The sequence below is a fragment of the Methanosarcina soligelidi genome, from assembly GCF_000744315.1.
Classification (GTDB): Archaea; Halobacteriota; Methanosarcinia; order Methanosarcinales; family Methanosarcinaceae; genus Methanosarcina; species Methanosarcina mazei.
This window is the reverse complement of sequence record NZ_JQLR01000001.1, coordinates 99002-117900: the sequence shown is the minus strand read 5'-3', so window position 1 is coordinate 117900 and position 18899 is coordinate 99002. Positions and strand designations below refer to the sequence as shown.

Here is an 18899-nt window from a genome sequence, read left to right as displayed (position 1 = left end):
CTGTTCTGCAGAACCAATCTATCCAAATAAAAACCAATACTGAGGGATTATATTATTTGAAAACATCCGTTTTCTGGATACTACTTTGAGAGACGGTGAACAAACACCTGGCGTAGCCCTGACGAAAGAGAAAAAGCTCTTAATTGCAAGAGCCCTTGATGAGATGAAAATCAATGTAATCGAGGCAGGCTCTGCAATTACTTCCGCAGGTGAAAGGGAATCAATCAGGGCTGTAGCGAATGCAGGGCTCAGTGCCGAAATCTGCAGCTACTGCAGGATTGTAAAAACGGACGTTGACCATGCTCTTGAGTGCGATGTTGACTCTATCCACCTTGTCGTTCCGGTTTCTGACCTGCATATCAGGACGAAAATCAAAAAAGACCGGGATACAGTAAGGCAGATTGCAGCCGATGTAACCGAGTATGCCAAAGAACACGGTCTGATTGTGGAACTTAGCGGTGAGGATTCTTCGAGGGCAGACCTTGGCTTCTTAAAAGCCGTTTACTCGGACGGAATAGACGCCGGAGCTGACAGATTATGCTTCTGCGATACGGTAGGTCTTCTGGTGCCCGAAAAAACCACTGAAATCTTCCGTGACCTGTCTTCTTCCCTGAAAGCCCCTATCAGCATTCACTGTCACAACGACTTTGGTTTAGCAACTGCAAATACGGTCGCAGCGCTCGCGGCAGGAGCAAAACAGGCTCATGTAACAATTAACGGTTTAGGTGAAAGAGCAGGAAATGCCTCTCTTGAAGAAGTCGTAATGTGCCTTGAGTGGCTGTACAAATATGACACCGGCATCAAGCACGAGCAGATATACCGGACTTCGAGGCTTGTGAGCCGCCTTACCGGAATTCCGGTTTCTCCCAATAAAGCCCTTGTGGGAGGAAATGCCTTCACCCATGAAGCAGGCATTCATGTGCACGGGCTTCTGGCTGACAAGGCAACCTATGAGCCGATGAGCCCTGAATATATTGGACGGCAGCGCCAGATCGTACTTGGAAAACATGCGGGAAGAAGCTCTATTACCCTTGCTTTAAAGGAAATGGGGCTTGAAGCTGATGATGCCCAGACTGAAGAGATTTTCAACAGGGTCAAGCAGATGGGCGACCAGGGTAAACATGTTACAGATGCTGACCTGCAGATCATCGCAGAAACCGTGCTTGATATCTACAAAGAACCTCTGGTAAAGTTAGAAGAATTCACCATAGTATCCGGAAACCGGGTGACTCCAACAGCTTCCATAAAGCTCAATGTAAAAGACAAAGAGATCGTACAGGCCGGAATCGGAAACGGACCTGTGGATGCGGTTATCAATGCTATCCGGAGAGCTGTAAGTTCCTGTGCTGAAGACGTCATCCTTGAAGAGTACCATGTAGACGCGGTTACCGGCGGAACCGATGCCCTTGTAGAGGTAAGGGTAAAGCTTTCCAAGGAAGGAAAGTCAATCACCGCAAGTGGAGCCAGGACGGACATTATCATGGCTTCTGTAGAAGCCGTAATGAACGGACTTAACCGCCTTGTCCGGGCAGAATAAGCCACAAAAAAGCATGGAACTTCAAAGGTTTCTCAGAGGACTTTTTGTCCTCTCTTTTTTTCTGTTTGAATATATTTTTGAAATCGGGGTCTCAGGTACTCTGAAAACCCGGAGAAACCCTCATCCATATATAACATGATTGATTATGATATATTTGCGAAATTCGCAATCAAAAAAGTGTGAGTGTGAAAGATAAGATAAATAATATAGTATTTCTTATTACACACCCTGACTGGAAAGGCTCACCTGTAATGTGAGCGCCCAGCCGGACAAAATCTCAAGAAATAAGTAAGGAGATAAATAATGACAACCGGGTCAACAGACAAAGTCAGCGGCGCAAAGGCTCTTATAAAGTGCCTCGAAAAAGAAGGAGTTGACACTCTCTTCGGATACCCCGGAGGGCAGATCATTCCTTTCTACAATGAACTCTATGATTCAGATCTTCGCCACATACTTGTACGCCACGAACAGGCAGCTGCTCATGCTGCGGACGGGTACGCCCGTGCTACTGGAAAAACCGGGGTCTGCGTATCCACTTCAGGTCCCGGAGCAACCAACCTGGTAACAGGCATTGCTACTGCATACATGGATTCTGTGCCGATTGTAGCATTAACCGGCCAGGTGCCGAGGTCCCTTATAGGAAACGATGCTTTCCAGGAAGCGGATATTACAGGCATTACCATGCCGATTACCAAGCACAACTATCTCGTACAGGATCCGCAAGAAATCCCGAGGATTGTAAAAGAAGCCTTCCACATAGCGTCTACCGGAAGGCCTGGCCCGGTATTAATTGATCTCCCGAAGGATGTACAGAATATAGAGATTGACTTACACTATCCTGAGAGGGTAGAGCTCAGGGGCTATAAGCCTACTTATAAAGGAAACACTCAGCAGATTAAACGAGCCGCTGAAGAGATTGCAAACTCCTGCAGGCCTATAATCTACGCAGGTGGCGGAGTGATAAGTTCCAATGCAAGTGCAGAGCTCATTGAGTTTGCCGAAACTATCAGGGCCCCCGTCACAACCACACTTATGGGTATAAGTTCTATCCCGACTGAACATCCCCTGTATGTCGGAATGCTGGGGATGCACGGGTGTAAGTACGCAAACTATGCGATTCAGGAATCCGACCTGATTATTGCTGTGGGAGCAAGATTTGACGACCGTGTTACCGGCAAACTCGAATCCTTTGCCCCCAACGCCAGGGTTATTCATATTGATGTTGACCCTGCAGAGATTTCCAAGAATGTAAAGGTACATATCCCCATTGTCGGGGATGCAAAACAGGTTCTCAAATCCCTGATCAGATATGTCCAGTGTTGCAGGTCAGCAGAATGGATTGAAAAGGTAAACCTGTGGAAGAAAGAATATCCTCTCAACTACAGGGAGTGCAGGGATACTATAATGCCCCAATTTGTTATCGAACAGATCTCCGAAGTCTGCAGGGATGCAATTATAGTTACCGAGGTCGGACAGCACCAGATGTGGGCTGCCCAGTTCTTCAAATACAGCAAACCCAGGACTTTCCTCACTTCTGGCGGACTCGGCACTATGGGATACGGGTTCCCGGCAGCCATGGGGGCCAAGGTGGGCAGGCCGGATAAAACCGTCATCAACATCGCAGGGGACGGCTCTTTCCAGATGAACTCCCAGGAGCTTGCAACTGTGGTCCAGAACGATATCCCCGTTGTTTCCGTGATCCTGAATAACGGCTATCTGGGCATGGTCAGGCAGTGGCAGGAACTCTTCTATGACAGGAGGTATTCCTACACATTCATTAAAGGCAGTGTTGACTTCGTAAAGCTTGCCGAAGCCTATGGAGCCCTTGGACTGCGTGCAGAGAGGCCGTCTGAAGTCAGGCCTGCAATCGAAGAGGCTGTTAATTCAGGAAGGCCGGCAGTTGTTGAAGTTATTGTCGAGTGCGAGGCAAATGTTTATCCAATGGTTCCGGCAGGGGCTGCAATTAATGAGATCATTGACCTGGAGGAACACAGATGAAACATACACTTGCAGTCCTTGTGGAAAATAAGTCGGGTGTGCTCTCCAGAGTTGCTTCTCTCTTTTCAAGGCGTGGATACAATATCGACAGCCTTGCAGTGGGAGTAACCGAAGACCCTGACATCTCGAGAATAACCATTGTTGTGCACGGGGATGACCATGTGCTTGAACAGGTTACAAAACAGCTTAACAAGCTCATTGATGTTATCAAAGTCTCGGATATCGGAAGCGATGATGCCGTTGAAAGGGAACTTGCCCTTATCAAGGTCTCAGCTGATGTGGACACAAGGGCAGAGATTATCCAGATTGCAAACATTTTCAGGGCCAGGATAGTTGATGTTGCGCCGAAGTCCATGACTGTTGAGGTAACAGGTGATGAAGGCAAGATCCAGGCAATCGAAAAACTACTCCGCCAGTTCGGGATCAAGGAAATGGTCAGGACAGGCAAGATTGCAATGGTGCGCGGGCCAAAGAAGGTTTAAATATTAAGGGCAGGTAAAGAGAGGTAGCTGCTCAATTATTTTTTACAGATTGGGGCAGCCGGAAGCCTTTTCAAGTTCTGAAGGTCTTCTTAAAAACGCTCCGGGTTTCCGGCCTCTCTTTCATTTTAAAAGACCGCCCGGTTCCAGAGGCAGTGATTTTTCAAAACTCAGTTTAATTTTTGGGAAATGATTGTTGTAAATTCAAAACTCTGTTAAATAATACAGAGAATCTTATTACAAAATAAGTTCTAAAATTAAACCCTAAATTTAATTCTGAAATTAAACCCTAAATTTAATTCTGAAATTAAACCCTAAATTTAATTTTAAAATTAAATTCTATAATTCAATTTTAAAATTAAGGAATTAAAGGAAAGGAATTAAAGAATAATCAGTTAAAAATCAATCAGGAGAATCGAGAATGGCAACGATAATTTATGACGACGAAACCACTTTTGATGCACTTAAGGACAGGACCATCGCAGTAATGGGTTACGGAAGCCAGGGGCACGCCCATGCCAGGAACCTCCACGAATCCGGGCTTAATGTTATTGTCGGGCTCAGGCAGGGAAGTTCAAGCTGGGCAAAAGCCGAGTCTGACGGTCTTAAAGTCATGACTGTTGACGATGCCTCCAGAGCTGCGGATGTTATCATGATCCTCCTCCCTGACGAAAAGCAGGCAGCAGTTTACTATTCTCAGATTGAGCCCAACCTGAAAGCCGGAGACGCCCTTGTTTTTGCTCACGGCTTCAACATCCACTATAACCAGATAGTGCCTCCAAAAGATGTCGACGTCTTCATGGTTGCCCCCAAAGGTCCCGGGCACATTGTCAGGAGGACCTACACTGAAGGCATCGGGGTTCCGGGCCTGATCGCAGTCTACCAGGACGCAACCGGAAAAGCCAGAGACCTTGCCCTTTCTTATGCAAAGGGAATAGGCGCCACAAGGGCGGGAGTCTATGAGACCACTTTCCGTGAAGAAACCGAAACCGATCTCTTCGGAGAACAGGTTGACCTCTGCGGAGGGCTTTCTGCACTTATCAAGACCGCTTTTGAAGTGCTTGTAGAAGCAGGGTACCAGCCGGAAATGGCTTATTTTGAGACCTGCCACGAAGTTAAACTCATTGTTGACCTTATCTACGAAGGCGGGCTTGAGAGAATGTGGCACTCAGTTTCCAATACTGCCGAATACGGTGGCATGACAGTTGGTCCCAGGGTCATCAACGAGTATTCCCGTGAAGCCATGTACGAGGCACTTGAGAGGATCCAGAACGGAGAGTTCGCAAAAGAGTTCGTACTCGAAGGCATGGTCAACCACCCTGTTCTTAAAGCCATGGAACGCCAGGAAAAGGAACACCAGCTTGAGGTTGTCGGAAAACAGATCCGTGCAAACATCCCCTGGCTCAACAAAAAGATTGATGACGACTGAACGTGAAATTGCTCTTTCTCATTTCTAGCCAGGTCAGTTATATGGCCTGGCAGGCTCATTTTTTATGAAACATTTCCTTGATGGTTCATTTTTCTCGTTGCTTTTTTCTGCCGCTTCTTTTTTGACCTGCACCCGGCAGTCCTCTGGATTCTTTTACCGGGTCTTCCCGAACCTTCCGGTAAAGTTTAATTGCCTGCTGCCAGTATTTTAACAGAAGATTCATAAATCCGGAATTGGAAATTCAATCAGGAGTGAAATCATGCCAGCATCAGGAGAAAACAAAGTCATTGACACCATACTCAACCGACGGAGTGTCCGGGAATTTAACGACAGACCAATCAGCAAGGAAGAAATCAATAAAATTCTTAATGCAGGCCGCTGGGCTCCTTCCGGGTTGAACAACCAGCCCTGGCGCTTTATCGTTATCATGGACCCTGAAACCATTCTTAAGCTTTCGGAATGCACACATTATTCCAGTATTATTGAAGGAGCTCCCCTGCTTATAGCAGCTTTTCTGGATACTGAAAATTCCTACAACAGGACAAAGGATGTCCAGGCAATAGGAGCTTCCATCCAGAACATGCTTCTTGCCTGCTGTGACCTTGGCCTTGGTGCCGTCTGGCTGGGAGAGATCCTGAAACAGAATGAAAAGGTTAACTCAATCCTGCACTGCCCTCCAGAACTTGACCTTATGGCAGTCCTTGCTATAGGGGAGCCTGCGCCCGGAAAACGTACCTCTTCCAGAAAACCCCTTTCCGAGCTTGTTTTTAATGAAAAATACGGACAGAAATGGGAAGAATAAATTCCTGAATTTTGAGCATAATCAGGGATCTGAGCCAGCCTGGGAGAAGTTTATTCTGCTCAATTTTTTTCTGGTTTCTTCGCTGGCTGATACGGATTGTGCCTGATACTGATTTTTTGGCATTTTCCTTCAGGGAGTTTATTTTCTTTCATCATGTCTTACAAATTTTCAATATAATAACATTAAATATTATGAACTTAAAGAAAAGTATTAAATATAACTTCCTCATACATACATATGTCTAGCGAACAGACGTAAAAATGGGAAACGCCTCCTAAATATATTGTACAAACTTGCAATGCTGGAATTCCCCACCTGTGGTGCAGGCAGGTGTGGAGTTTCAGGTGCAAGGGAGTCACAAAAAATCCGGCTTTTTTCCTTTATTGATTATTTTTCTAAACTTTTCTAAATTTTTTTATGGATCTCTCCTGAAAAATGCCGTTAATTCGGGATTCTTGAGTTCACCTGCCCGGGCGGGTGGTTCTCTATCTTATACTGCTGAATTTCTACGGGTATTTTTCCTAAGAACAATCGTTTGGTTTGTGAGCTAAAGAGGATGTCCCGGGGCTTCAGGGACAAACAAAAAACAGAAAAAATTGCCATATTCTCTGGAAACGGCATTTTCTCAATGCATAAAGGAATGAAAAATTGGATCCGAATTATCCGGTGAATTTCATATATTTTTCAGGTCTTTTTTAAGGCTCCCTGTGTTGATTAATACGCGTCAATTTATACACACTTATTTATATATTTTAATTTATATATGTTGATTTATATATTGATTTATATGTGTTGATTTAGATTACGATGGAAGGTTCATCCGTTTCATTTGATTCTGTGGTTATTAGCTTTGAGAGTTTCACTCCTTTGAGCGCCATTATAGCTTCAGCAAGTTCGGTAATTTCTTTACCTTCTCCTTCCAGGACCACTATCTCGAAACAGTCTTCACGATCAGGATAGATATGAATTGAAGACCTTATCAGGTGAGAATAATGGTGCTGTATATCTGTCAGGACATTTGAAAGGCCGCGCTGTGTATGGTCGTAAATAATCACAATCGTTCCTACATGATGGCCTTTAATGTTACCCATCCACTCGTTGTAGGAAATATAACTCCTGATGGAGTCCCTTATGGCTTCCGAGCGGGAAGAATAACCTCTTTTTTCGATAATCTCATCAAATTTACCAAGAAGGGTATCAGGAAGGGAAACCCCTATCCTCATAAGTTCTGTTTCCATAGTACCACCCGCCAGGCAATTTCACATTTGCTGGTATGATATTACTTTGATAATTGTAAGTATTACTATATATGTTTAATTCACTTAAAGATTAATATAAAAGAGTTCTGTTGCAGTTAATACGGAAAATCTAACTGTATCCAAATATTTGAGTCACTTTACAGTCGTGCTGGATTATGTTGGACTATAATAATATCCCATTTCCAACCTTATCCTGACCCTGCAAAATGAAAAATGCAGCCCAGCTAGATGCTTTTTGATAGTCCTAACATAAGTAAAACAGTCTTTTGTTGCAGCAAAAGGCTCTTGAAATGCTGGCATCTGGTTTGAAATTTTTCTGGAAAACCGGAGTCTTTGCGACCTGATTGAGGATTAAATTTATAAGCTATTTAGCACTATAAACAGCCAGTTAACTGATCCCGGTCTTTTGAACCAGCTAACCTGCTGAGCTTTAACAATGAAGGTCTGTGGTGTAGAGGATATCACTGGAGCCTCCGGAGCTCCGAACCTGGGTTCGATTCCCAGCAGACCTGCTTCTTAACTCCACTGCAGGCTTTTTATAAGTTCACTGTGGAGCCGTTGAAAATCGGTTTTAATTTAAGCTTTGTATCCGGTTTTTTTCAGTCCCCCCTCCTGACCGATTTTCTACTCTATTCCGGATAAATCATTTTATTTAGATCAATTCAGGTCGATCATTAAGATTACAGGAACATTCTTAAATTCAGGTCGATTATTAAGATTACAGGATCATTCTTATCTACGGGCAAAAAATATAAAAAGAGAAGTGAAGTAAACATATACAAAAGAGAATTCTGGAGGTTTACAGGATGGCACGCGGATTAAATCGTCGCTCTATACGTATGGGGGGAAGAAGAATTTCCTTAATTCAGTTAATTCTCATAGCAATAATACTTTATTTCCTGCTTCGGTTTCTTCTGCCGCTTGTATGGACTCTGTTTTTGATCATTGTTTTGATCATACTTTTGAAAATAGTGCTGGAAAATCTTTGATTCATCTATATTTTCTTATTTATTTCACTTTTCTTTTTTCGATTTTATATCTTGAATTTAAATTTGCAAATATTATTATTTTTAGTAAAGTTAATCTCTGAGGAGTCCAGATTTACTCTTATTTTTAGAAAAGTTTTCCCGATTGGAGCTTAAAGTTACTTTAATTGTTTACTTCATTGTGGAAAGCTTAGCCTTACAAGTTTGATTTCCTTTAGTCACATTGGGGGTTGAGAAATATGGGGATAAAAAAGAACATAATTATTGGCAGAACCGTTCTGGTTCTTCTGGGACTTGCATTGATTACTTTTTGCTCCGGGTGTGTGGAAAAAAATATTTTTGCTGCAAATTTAGGGAGTAAAGTTTCTGCTGCAGACGAAATCAACACTTCTGCTTCACTTATCAACAGTGCTGAGACTCGAATTATGTCTGTAAGGCAGGACGTAGAGTCTAGCACCTATTCTAATGCAAAAATTAATCTGAATGCCTCAGAGACTGATTTTGAGGAAGCTTTAAAGATTCTCAATAATGCCTCTTCGGATTATGAGGAGGAAATTCAGGACATTGAGACATATAAAACTCTAGCTGAAGGCGGCCTGGATAGGGTTCATTCTCTGGAGAGTCTGATTACAGCTATGGAACATTCAGATAAATCCATGGCATATGCATATTCAAAAGAATTCAACCTGAGCAGAAAAGAACTTAATATAGCGAATGAAGCTTTAAATGAGTCTGCTGCTTCATCAATCTCGGCAAAAGAAAAAGTCTTTACGATCGATCCTAAGTCAGTACCGATAGAGCAAAAGAGTTCTATTATTCTGTTAAGAAACGATCTGGAAGCCAGCGAAACTATGCACAGCGAATTAAGACAGATGATGAGCGGAATGTATCCATACATGGACGGGTATGTGTGTCTTTCAAATGGAATAGAATATGGTGACGCTGAGGAATGGGGTAAAGCTGCCGATGAATTTGGAAAAGCTTCTGATAAGTTTTCTGAATCTCAAAAGATTCTGGAGACACTGAAAGATTCAGAGTATTCAGAGGTTTCTGTGACAGCCATCGAAATTTGCGGAATTCTGACTCAAGCGCAAAAAGATTTGCCACATATCGAAGCTGGCTGCAGATATATGGAAAAAGGCCGTTATTATCAGGCAAATGCAGAATTCAATAATGTTTCTTATTATTATTAATCCTGCTAAAAACACAATACAAAGAAACTGAGATAAAAGAATAATAAATGAAGAAGTTTCATCTTTCTTTTATCTCACTGCTATTTCATTACTACTTTTCTTTATTTCTCTGGTTTCACTTTTCTTTCAAATATTCATCAATTGCTTTTGCAGCCTTCTTACCTGCGCCCATTGCGCTGATAACGGTTGCTGCCCCTGTAACCACGTCTCCGCCGGCAAAGACTCCACATTTGGAGGTCGCTCCGGTCTCCTCATCAGCAACTACAGTTCCTCTCTTATTCTGTTCAAGCCCTTCCGAGCCTTTAAAAATGATCGGGTTTGGAGAGGTGCCTATCGCAATAACCACAACATCTGCCGGCACAAGGAATTCCGAGCCTTCAACAGGGACAGGGCTTCTCCTGCCAGATTTATCGGGTTCGCCAAGTTCCATCCTTATGCATTCGACACCTGTGACGTTGAACTTCTCGTCACCAAGGATGCGTACGGGGTTTGTAAGGAGCCTGAAAGTAATGCCCTCTTCTTTGGCGTGCTCGATCTCCTCACGGCGGGCGGGCATCTCATCCTCTCCGCGGCGGTAGACTATGCTTACCTCGTCTGCGCCCAGGCGGAGAGCAGAGCGGGCTGCGTCCATTGCCACATTTCCGCCTCCTACAACCACAACATTCTTCCCGCGCCTGACCGTGGTATCGTATTCGGGGTCATAGGCTTTCATGAGGTTTACCCGGGTCAGGAATTCATTAGCTGAATATACGCCGTTCAGGTTTTCGCCCTCTATTCCCATGAAGCTCGGGAGCCCTGCCCCGGTTCCAAGGAAAACGGCATCGAAATCGTCACATAATTCGTCAAGGGTCTTGATCCTGCCTATGATATAGTTGGGCCTGACCTCAACACCGAGTTTTTCAATGTACTCGATTTCCTGCCGGACAATTTCTTTTGGCAGCCTGAACTCAGGGATGCCGTAACTCAGGACTCCTCCGGCTTTGTGCAGGGACTCAAAGATTGTTACTTTGTGCCCGAGTTTTGCCAGGTCTGCTGCGGCAGTAAGTCCTGCAGGACCGGAACCTATAACTGCCACCCTCTTGCCTGTGGGCGGCATGACCTGTGGAGACTTCACACCTTTTTCGCGCTCATAATCTGCACAGAAACGCTCAAGCCTTCCGATTGCAACAGGCTGGCCCTTCTTCCCCAGTACACAGTGGGCTTCGCACTGGCTTTCCTGAGGGCAGACGCGGCCGCAGATTGCAGGGAGAGCGTTTGTGGCTTTAATCCTCTCAATCGCCCCTTCAAAGTTCTCCTCACATATAAGTTGAATAAATCCCGGAATATCCACGTTCACAGGGCAGCCTTCAACACATTTCGGTTCTTTGCAGGCAAGGCACCTGGAAGCCTCTGCAAGGGCATCTTCTTTCGTGTAGCCAAGGGCAACTTCATTGAAGTTCTTCCTGCGTTCCCCTGCAGGCTGCTCTGGCATTGGGGTTCTCTCTTTCTTTGCTTTTCCTGTCCTTTCTCCGTGTAATTCTTGCATTTTTTCTTCCCCTCCAGTTCAGTGCAGTCCGCACCTGCATTTCTCTTCATACTTTTCCGTAGCTTCTGTTTCTTCGCCGCGGTACATAGCAAGCCTGTTCATGAGCTGGACGAAATCGACCTTCCTTGCATCAAATTCAGGACCGTCGACGCAGGTAAACTTTGTTTCTCCGCCAACAGTAACCCTGCAGCCTCCACACATCCCTGTTCCGTCCACCATTATGGAGTTCAGACTTACAAGGATTTCCACATCATAAGGAGAAGCAACCCCTGCTCCTACTTTCATCATAATTGGGGGTCCTATAATTACCACTCTTGCAACCTTTTCCCCGCTGTCCAGGATTCTTTTCATAATATCGGTCACAAACCCGTGGTGACCTTTTGACCCGTCATCGGTTGCTATATAAAGCTCGGAACTGGCTTTCTCCATTTCATCTTCAAGGATAAGGAGGTCTTTGTTCCTGGCTCCGATTATGGAAATTACTTTATTTCCTGCATTTACGTAAGCTTTAGCCTGCGGGTATACAGGGGCAACTCCTACTCCTCCTCCTACAAGAATTACAGTGCCAAGCTTTCTGATGTCGGCAGGAGTTCCAAGGGGTCCGACAAAATCTTCAAGGGAATCGCCTGCAGAAAGTTTTGCAAGCTGCTTTGTGGTCTTGCCCATTTCCTGAAAAATTACTGTAACCGTTCCTGTCCCTTTTTCAAAATCAGCAATTGTAAGAGGAACTCTTTCCCCCCTTTCATCAATCCTGAGGATTATAAACTGTCCGGCTTTTGCAGCCTTTGCTACATCAGGGGCATCTATTACCATTCTGTGCACCGATGGAGCGATTTCTTCCTTTTCCAGTATTCTATATACCATAAGATCACATTTTCCTGACTAAGAGCATATCTTCTGAACAAATGATAGGGTAAATTTAAATGTAACTGAGATTTATGAGGGGGTTGTCAAATGAAGTTTTGTCCCTTTGCCTTTCCTCATGGACGTTCCCCTTATACTGGTTAATGGGATATATATTCTACCAAATAATTTTAATTATTTTACCGGTTTTGCATTTTAATTATATTATAAAAACCTGTTTTTTGGCATCCTGTTGGAAATGGACAGGATCTTTTCAGATTCTTTTATCCTTTCTACAAAAATTTAATAAATCTGGGGAATGTAATTAAATTAGGGGCAAATTTCCCATTTTGTTTTATCCGGGAATAGCAGAAAGGAGGAATGAAGAAAAGAAGAGTTCAGGGTCTTAAATAGAACCATCTGGTTCAAAGGCAAATGAGGAATACTATTCAAAATATTGTCTGCTCGCCGCGACGGGATCTAATGATCGATCTTGAAGTCCCATAGATTAAGGGTTATAATATAATCCTATGAGGTCTGAAAACTCGAAGTCCTTATAGGTTAGCCGGGTCCTGGAACGTCATATTGAAATCTGAGGTATGAATTATATTTTCTAAGAATTAGCTGATAAGGGGAGTTGAAGATATGCCAGAAAATAAGAAAAAGCCTCTAATAAGTTGCGACAAATATGAAGAAGAAGAGAGAAAAGATCTTCTCAAGGAAGAAAAGAAAGACGTCGAAGAAGCTAAAGTTGAACCGATACATCCTTCTGAACAGAGGGGAGGTAAAAAGAAAGGCCTTCTTGATACTTGTAAGTAAGCAGGCTTTTTAATTTCTATTTTTTAATTTTTTAAGCTTCAAGTTTGATTTTTCCTTTATTTCATTTTTTTCATCTTTTTGTTCTCGTTTTCAAATTCTAAATATTTTTTCTTTTATCCCATCAGCTTCGGGGAAAGCTTATTTAACGCCTCCTTATATAATGCTTGATGAATTATATTTTTCAGGTATTCGTATCTGATTTGATATTTTTGTCCCATTAAATTATCTTGAAATTTTCGCTACTTCAGAACAATCTATATATTAATATAGAGTGGGGTATACTTAATTGGATAGATTTTATCAACATCTAAAGGAGATGACAGGATTAAGTCGATAATTCTTGCAGGTGGTTCAGGGACAAGGCTCTGGCCTCTCAGCCGGGAAATGTATCCCAAACAATTTTTAAAATTCGGGGAAACTTCACTTTTTCAGGAGACGGTACTGCGATGTCTTGAGGTTTCGGACATCTCTGAAATCTTTGTCGTAACCAATGAAGCCCAGAAGTTTTTCGTCATTGGGCAGATCAAAGAGGCAGGGTATTCAATTCCTCCTGAGAATATACTGATAGAGCCTGAAGGCAAGAACACGCTTCCTGCAATTTTCTTTGGGATGAAAGAAATCGAAAAAAAATTCGGGGATTCTATTGTAGGAGTATTCTCCTCAGACCATGTCCTTGACAGGACTGCAATGGCGACAATTTCTTCAGCTGAAAATCTGGCTTCGGATTATCTCGTCACTTTTGGGGTTGTTCCTACCTTCCCTCATACCGGGTATGGCTACATCAAAGCTTCAGAGGCATGCAGTCCGGGCTACAGGGTCTCAGAATTCAGGGAAAAGCCTGATTTTGAAACCGCAAAAAAATACATTGAGGAAGGGTGCCTGTGGAACAGCGGGATGTTCCTTTTTGAGACCAGGCTCTTTTTTGAAGAAGCCAGAAAACATGCTCCTTCAGTTTATGGCTGCTTTGAGAAAGAAGGAGATATTAATCAAATTTACGAATGTGTGGATAACATCTCCATCGACTACGGCATAATGGAGAAATCCGATAAGGTTGCGGTTGTAAGGCTGGATCATAAATGGAGCGACCTTGGAAATTTTGCAGCAATTTATGATGAGCTCGAAAAGGATTCTGTAGGAAATGTCATCCATGATTGTGACCCGATGCTTCTTAACTCCGACGGGAACCTGGTGTATTCGAGATGCGGCAAAATTGTTTCTTTGATTGATGTTAAGGATATGGTTGTCGTTGATACAAGTGATGCCCTGTTAATATGCCCCAAATCCAGCAGCCAGAAAGTAAAAGAAATAGTTTCCGAGCTGAAAGGCAGAAAAGACGAACGGGCGTTTATAGGACAGACAGTTTACAGGCCATGGGGGTCATATACATTGCTCGATGCCTCTCCCGGGCACAAAATTAAGAATATCACCGTGCTCTCAGACCATAAGCTGAGCCTTCAATTACATTACCACAGGAGCGAACACTGGGTGGTCGTAAAAGGTATGGCATGCGTGGAAGTTGATGGAAAGCAGTTTTTCCTGGGACCTGGAGAAAGCACATTTATCCGTGCCGGACAAAAACACAGGCTGTCGAATCCCGGAAAGCTCCCTCTTGAAATTATCGAGGTGCAGCTGGGAGAGCTTGTGGATGAAGAGGATATTGTCAGGTTTGATGATGTGTATGGGAGAAGATGAGCCTATTAGACTCATGCTAAGATTAATTAAACAGTTGATTGTTCTTAAGTAAACATTAAATATTTTAATACATAGTTATCAGGGTATAAAATGACTAAAACAGCCTTAATTACCGGAATAACGGGCCAGGATGGGGCTTACTTAGCGGAATTTCTCCTTAACAAAGGATATGTTGTACACGGGATCAAACGTAGATCCTCTTCATTCAATACCGCAAGAGTTGACCATCTTTATAAAGACCCCCATGAGCGAAATGTAAATTTTTTTATGCATTACGGCGATCTTACGGATTCTACTAACCTTATCAGGATAATTCAGGAAGTTCAGCCTGATGAAATTTACAACCTTGCCGCTCAAAGCCATGTGCAGGTGTCTTTTGAGACCCCTGAATACACAGCAAATTCCGATGGACTTGGCACATTACGTCTTCTGGAGGCTATTCGAATCCTTGGCATGGAGAAAAAAACGAAATTATACCAGGCTTCAACCAGTGAACTTTACGGAAAAGTCCAGGATATCCCTCAGAAAGAAACTACTCCCTTCTATCCAAGAAGCCCTTATGCAGCGGCTAAACTATACGCTTACTGGATTACGGTTAACTATCGGGAAGCCTACGGCATTTTTGCATGTAATGGAATTTTGTTCAATCACGAATCTCCTATTCGGGGAGAAACATTCGTTACCAGAAAGATCACTATGGCAGCCACAAAAATAAAGCATGGACTTCAGGAGAAGCTTTACCTTGGAAATCTTGATGCCAAAAGGGATTGGGGATTTGCAAAGGATTATGTGGAAGCAATGTGGCTGATCCTCCAGCAGGAAAATCCAGACGACTTTGTTATTGCTACAGGAGAGACTCACTCGGTAAGGGAATTTACGGAATTAGCTTTTAAGGAAGTAGGGATCGAGATTTTGTGGAAAGGCAAAGGTAGCGATGAAGTCGGAATTGATTCCAGTACAGGTAAAGTTCTGGTAGAAATAGATCCCAGATATTATAGACCTACGGAAGTAGATTTACTAATTGGAGACCCCTCAAAAGCAAAGGAAAAACTTGGCTGGAAACCAAAAGTAAAACTGGAAGAGCTGGTAAAAATCATGATAACGGCCGACGAGAAAGCTGTACAGGAAAATCACACTTTTGAGTAAAGTTCAATGGTGATCACATGGATAAAAGGTCAAAAATTTATGTGGCTGGCCACCGAGGTCTTGTAGGTTCAGCTCTGAAAAGAAAACTTGAGTCAAAAGATTACTCAAATCTTACTTTGCGAACTCATCGAGAGCTTGATCTCACTAATCAGCAGGCTGTTAATGAGTTTTTTGAACGAGAAAAGCCGGAGTATGTTTTTTTAGCCGCTGCAAAAGTTGGTGGAATTCTTGCCAATAATACTTATCCTGCTGAATTCATTTATCAAAACCTCATGATTGAAGCAAATGTTATTCATGCTTCCTACAAATACGGCGTAAGAAAACTGCTTTTCCTGGGCTCTTCCTGTATTTATCCTAAACTCGCTCCCCAACCTCTCAAAGAAGAATATCTATTGACCGGCCCTCTTGAAGAAACAAATGAAGCCTATGCAATTGCAAAAATTGCAGGTATCAGGCTATGCAAACATTACAATCAGCAATATAGAACTAATTTCATTTCGGTAATGCCAACTAATCTTTATGGGCCTAACGACAATTTTGACCTTGAGACTTCACACGTAATGCCTGCGCTAATTAGGAAATTTCATGATGCTAAGGTGAATAATGAGCCTGAAGTTATAATATGGGGTACAGGAAAACCATATAGGGAATTTCTTCATGTAGATGATATGGCTGATGCCTGTGTTTATTTAATGGAAAATTTTAATACAGATAATATCGGAGAATTTGTCAATATTGGGGTAGGGAAAGATATTACAATAGGTGAATTAGCCGAATTGATTAAAGAGATTGTAGGGTTTAAAGGTTCAATTAAAAAGGATCTTTCAAAGCCTGACGGTACTCCACAGAAGCTGCTTGATATTACAAAATTGAGCTCACTTGGATGGAGCGCTAAAATCTTATTGAGAACCGGGATTGAACAAACTTATGAATGGTATCAAAATCATATAAGTGAATAACTAAGTGCCTATCCGAAAAGTCCCGTTGCTCTGAATGTTATGCATGCACATGCTAAATGTAGCTTAGCCATGTATTTTTCAATTTTCTTTTCCCATCTAATAAGCAGCCTTCTCAATCTATTTAGCCATGAATGTGTTCTTTCCACTACCCATCTTCTTGCTCTGTAACGTGGTATCTCTTTTTTTCTTATGTTTTCTTCTCCCCGGCTCCGAATATGGGCAGTATAACCATAATCTTTAACCAATTCTCTGATATCAGGATAATCATATCCCTTATCCATACAGATATTTTGAATTCCGTCGTCTAGAGAAGGTCTTTCAAAAATTATAGCATCCAATGTCTTTTTTACAAGCATTTTATCGTGACGATTAGCTCCATCCACGATAACAGAAAGTGGTATGCCTTTTGCGTCAGTTAATATACTTCTTTTTGTGCCTTTTTTGCCACGATCAGTAGGATTAGCCCCAGTTCCAGCTCCACCTAATGGTGCTTTTGTCATAGCTCCATCAATTGCTTGCCACTCCCACTCTAAACCTTTTTCATTATCATAATCCAGCAGACCAGCTTGCCACATTCTTTTAAATAATCCATCTTTCTGCCACTCTTGGAATCGATCATGGACGGTACTTGGCGCTCCATAACATCTTGGTAATGCTTTCCATTGGCAGCCTGTACGAAGGACATAAAAAATACCGCTCAAGATTTTCCAATCATCTTCTCGAGGTCTTCCAAGCTTCTTTTTCGGTTTGGGCAGTGGTAGTAATGGTTTTATTTTATTCCAGAATTCAATAGAGATCTTGTAGTCGGGTACCGTTTTTCGTTTTGTCACTACCACAAATTACCATTTATCGTAATCCAAATACTTTTCGGATAGGCTCTAAGTCTACATAGGCATTCGCTTAACTTTCTTATCTGAAAAATATTAATTTTAATTGTTTTATTACTAAGGGAGTGCACAGGGTCACGAATACTCCATCCTTTACAGGCTGTCCGACAATTACCAGTAATATTAGAGTTTCTGTTTTGAATATATTGATTATTATATTATTTGGTCGTGTCCCCAAGTTATTGAACAGACACTCAAAACGTCAGTAATTCCTTTAAATTCCATATGTGATCAGTTATCCCTTCTTCCATTGCTGGAGTTCTTTGGAACCCTTTTCTATTTCCAGAGTTTATTTCTAATCTTAGGGACTTATGAGGTTTTATAAGGTTATACCATGCCTGGAATAAATCAAAAGCTTTCTGATGCATCTTCATTGTTTTACTGAAATTCATCCCCTTTCTTATAAATCTTGCAAGAGATGTCCTGATCGTAAAATTTATCCTTTCTGCATATGAAGTGCCAATGTAGTTGTCTGACTTGGCTCCAAGCATTTCGAATATTTCCTTAAGATCTCCAAAAATGATACGTTGAATTGTTTCAACTACGTAGTTCTTTACCTTTTTCTTTAATTTCGAATATTTCCTTAAGATCTCCAAAAATGATACGTCGAATTGTTTCAACTACGTAGTTCTTTACCTTTTTCTTTAGTGTCTTGACATATTTTAAGTCGTCAAGCGGAACCAGTCTCGGTAGTGGTCTTCTCCCAATACCTTTGTAATGTGGTAACTCGATTTTACCATAAACATTTATAAGCCCTTCTTCAAAGGCATCCCAATCATCCGCGGTAAATACAGGAATAGGAGAAGATGCAGAACGTATCTTCTAAACTCCGTTAAATAACTCTATAGCATCCTCTGTACTACGTTTTCCTTCATGATGGAAAAGGACCAATCTCGAGTCACTTTTGATTGCTGTAAGTGAGTATACATCACCATACTCTTCAGAATCCTCTTCAGTCACATTTTTTTGCTTTTTATATATGACCAGATCTCATCAACCTCTACTCTCTTAAGATTAAGGTTTATGAGGAAATAATCTGTAACTTCTTTTGGATGAGTTCCTGCAATTTCGAGCCATCTACAAATTGTGTCTTTATCATGCCCAGTAGCTCTTGCAACTCCACGAATACTTTCTTTTTCAGGAAGCATAGCTAGGGCTCTTTGAACTTCTTCCTCGGAAGTATTAAGTCCAAAAAATACCGTACCTTTTGTTTCACTAAAGCAACGATTACAGGTTTTACATTTAAGAAGAACATGATTATTTTTACCATATCTCTCTTTAAAGGTTATATTCCCCTGATTTTTAATTCCATATAGGACTTACGCACTTGCGGTAAAAACCAAAT

Annotated in this window: 16 protein-coding genes and 1 tRNA gene; 11 read left to right on the top strand and 6 right to left on the bottom strand. The window is 42.2% G+C overall.

The genetic code is table 11. The features are described from left to right. Window positions 1-46: 46 nt before the first annotated feature. From M886_RS00515 to M886_RS00495, 5 genes are all read left to right on the top strand, one after another. Window positions 47-1537, top strand: coding sequence for a (R)-citramalate synthase (locus M886_RS00515; protein WP_175413378.1), 1491 nt, complete (start codon window positions 47-49; stop codon window positions 1535-1537). Window positions 1538-1840: 303 nt separating this feature from the next. Continuing rightward, window positions 1841-3535: an acetolactate synthase large subunit gene (locus M886_RS00510; RefSeq protein WP_048050466.1), complete on the top strand. Its 1695-nt coding sequence runs from the start codon at window positions 1841-1843 to the stop codon at window positions 3533-3535. Beyond that, entirely contained in the window at window positions 3532-4017 is a 486-nt protein-coding gene (ilvN, locus tag M886_RS00505) for an acetolactate synthase small subunit (protein ID WP_011032620.1), read from the top strand. The genes M886_RS00510 and ilvN overlap by 4 nt, the downstream gene beginning before the upstream one ends. A 418-nt stretch (window positions 4018-4435) precedes the next feature. Then, on the top strand, window positions 4436-5443 hold the full coding sequence (gene ilvC / locus M886_RS00500) for a ketol-acid reductoisomerase (protein ID WP_011032619.1): 1008 nt from the start codon (window positions 4436-4438) through the stop codon (window positions 5441-5443). 259 nt (window positions 5444-5702) lie between these two features. Next, the gene (locus tag M886_RS00495; protein WP_048050465.1) at window positions 5703-6245 is read left to right on the top strand and encodes a nitroreductase family protein; all 543 of its coding nucleotides are present in this window, start codon (window positions 5703-5705) and stop codon (window positions 6243-6245) included. 797 nt (window positions 6246-7042) lie between these two features. Here the strand turns inward: M886_RS00495 and nikR are convergent. Further along, the gene (gene nikR / locus M886_RS00490) at window positions 7043-7483 is read right to left on the bottom strand and encodes a nickel-responsive transcriptional regulator NikR (protein WP_011032617.1); all 441 of its coding nucleotides are present in this window, start codon (window positions 7481-7483) and stop codon (window positions 7043-7045) included. 461 nt (window positions 7484-7944) lie between these two features. On the opposite strand from nikR, the gene M886_RS00485 reads away from it, so the two are divergent. Further along, window positions 7945-8016: transfer RNA gene (locus tag M886_RS00485), tRNA-Arg, on the top strand. A gap of 713 nt (window positions 8017-8729) precedes the next feature. Then, window positions 8730-9683: a hypothetical protein gene (locus M886_RS00480; protein WP_080503021.1), complete on the top strand. Its 954-nt coding sequence runs from the start codon at window positions 8730-8732 to the stop codon at window positions 9681-9683. Between the two features lie 115 nt (window positions 9684-9798). On the opposite strand, the gene gltA is transcribed toward M886_RS00480, so the two are convergent. Together gltA and M886_RS00470 are read right to left on the bottom strand one after the other, a co-directional pair. After that, complete coding sequence (gene gltA / locus M886_RS00475; protein ID WP_048050464.1) at window positions 9799-11208, bottom strand: NADPH-dependent glutamate synthase; 1410 nt, start codon at window positions 11206-11208, stop codon at window positions 9799-9801. 18 nt (window positions 11209-11226) lie between these two features. Further along, window positions 11227-12072 (bottom strand): sulfide/dihydroorotate dehydrogenase-like FAD/NAD-binding protein, encoded by an 846-nt coding sequence (locus M886_RS00470; protein ID WP_011032614.1) that lies wholly within the window; start codon window positions 12070-12072, stop codon window positions 11227-11229. 624 nt (window positions 12073-12696) lie between these two features. Between M886_RS00470 and M886_RS18510 the strand changes: the two genes are divergently transcribed. From M886_RS18510 to fcl, 4 genes are all read left to right on the top strand, one after another. Further along, window positions 12697-12870, top strand: coding sequence for a hypothetical protein (locus M886_RS18510; RefSeq protein WP_160173148.1), 174 nt, complete (start codon window positions 12697-12699; stop codon window positions 12868-12870). Between the two features lie 324 nt (window positions 12871-13194). Continuing rightward, the gene (locus M886_RS00465) at window positions 13195-14562 is read left to right on the top strand and encodes a mannose-1-phosphate guanylyltransferase/mannose-6-phosphate isomerase (RefSeq protein ID WP_048050463.1); all 1368 of its coding nucleotides are present in this window, start codon (window positions 13195-13197) and stop codon (window positions 14560-14562) included. A 90-nt stretch (window positions 14563-14652) separates the two neighbouring features. Continuing rightward, complete coding sequence (gmd, locus tag M886_RS00460) at window positions 14653-15708, top strand: GDP-mannose 4,6-dehydratase (protein ID WP_048050462.1); 1056 nt, start codon at window positions 14653-14655, stop codon at window positions 15706-15708. Between the two features lie 17 nt (window positions 15709-15725). Further along, complete coding sequence (gene fcl / locus M886_RS00455; protein ID WP_048050461.1) at window positions 15726-16667, top strand: GDP-L-fucose synthase; 942 nt, start codon at window positions 15726-15728, stop codon at window positions 16665-16667. Between the two features lie 8 nt (window positions 16668-16675). Here fcl and M886_RS00450 read toward each other — a convergent pair whose 3' ends face one another. The 3 genes from M886_RS00450 to M886_RS00440 form a co-directional block, all read right to left on the bottom strand. Next, window positions 16676-17497 (bottom strand): IS5 family transposase, encoded by an 822-nt coding sequence (locus tag M886_RS00450; RefSeq protein ID WP_048051603.1) that lies wholly within the window; start codon window positions 17495-17497, stop codon window positions 16676-16678. A gap of 251 nt (window positions 17498-17748) precedes the next feature. Next, a complete protein-coding gene (locus M886_RS00445; protein WP_152557977.1) occupies window positions 17749-18174 on the bottom strand; it encodes a hypothetical protein in 426 nt (141 codons plus the stop codon). Between the two features lie 336 nt (window positions 18175-18510). Beyond that, entirely contained in the window at window positions 18511-18702 is a 192-nt protein-coding gene (locus M886_RS00440) for a hypothetical protein (protein ID WP_048050460.1), read from the bottom strand. Window positions 18703-18899 lie beyond the last annotated feature (197 nt).

Bases quoted from the DNA above. Each gene is read 5' to 3' on its own strand.
- M886_RS00510 (WP_048050466.1), top strand. From the start codon at position 1,841: ATGACAACCGGGTCAACAGACAAAGTCAGCGGCGCAAAGGCTCTTATA.
- ilvN (WP_011032620.1), top strand. From the start codon at position 3,532: ATGAAACATACACTTGCAGTCCTTGTGGAAAATAAGTCGGGTGTGCTC.
- ilvC (WP_011032619.1), top strand. From the start codon at position 4,436: ATGGCAACGATAATTTATGACGACGAAACCACTTTTGATGCACTTAAG.
- M886_RS00495 (WP_048050465.1), top strand. From the start codon at position 5,703: ATGCCAGCATCAGGAGAAAACAAAGTCATTGACACCATACTCAACCGA.
- nikR (WP_011032617.1), bottom strand. From the start codon at position 7,483: ATGGAAACAGAACTTATGAGGATAGGGGTTTCCCTTCCTGATACCCTT.
- M886_RS00480 (WP_080503021.1), top strand. From the start codon at position 8,730: ATGGGGATAAAAAAGAACATAATTATTGGCAGAACCGTTCTGGTTCTT.
- gltA (WP_048050464.1), bottom strand. From the start codon at position 11,208: ATGCAAGAATTACACGGAGAAAGGACAGGAAAAGCAAAGAAAGAGAGA.
- M886_RS00470 (WP_011032614.1), bottom strand. From the start codon at position 12,072: ATGGTATATAGAATACTGGAAAAGGAAGAAATCGCTCCATCGGTGCAC.
- M886_RS18510 (WP_160173148.1), top strand. From the start codon at position 12,697: ATGCCAGAAAATAAGAAAAAGCCTCTAATAAGTTGCGACAAATATGAA.
- gmd (WP_048050462.1), top strand. From the start codon at position 14,653: ATGACTAAAACAGCCTTAATTACCGGAATAACGGGCCAGGATGGGGCT.
- fcl (WP_048050461.1), top strand. From the start codon at position 15,726: ATGGATAAAAGGTCAAAAATTTATGTGGCTGGCCACCGAGGTCTTGTA.
- M886_RS00440 (WP_048050460.1), bottom strand. From the start codon at position 18,702: ATGCTTCCTGAAAAAGAAAGTATTCGTGGAGTTGCAAGAGCTACTGGG.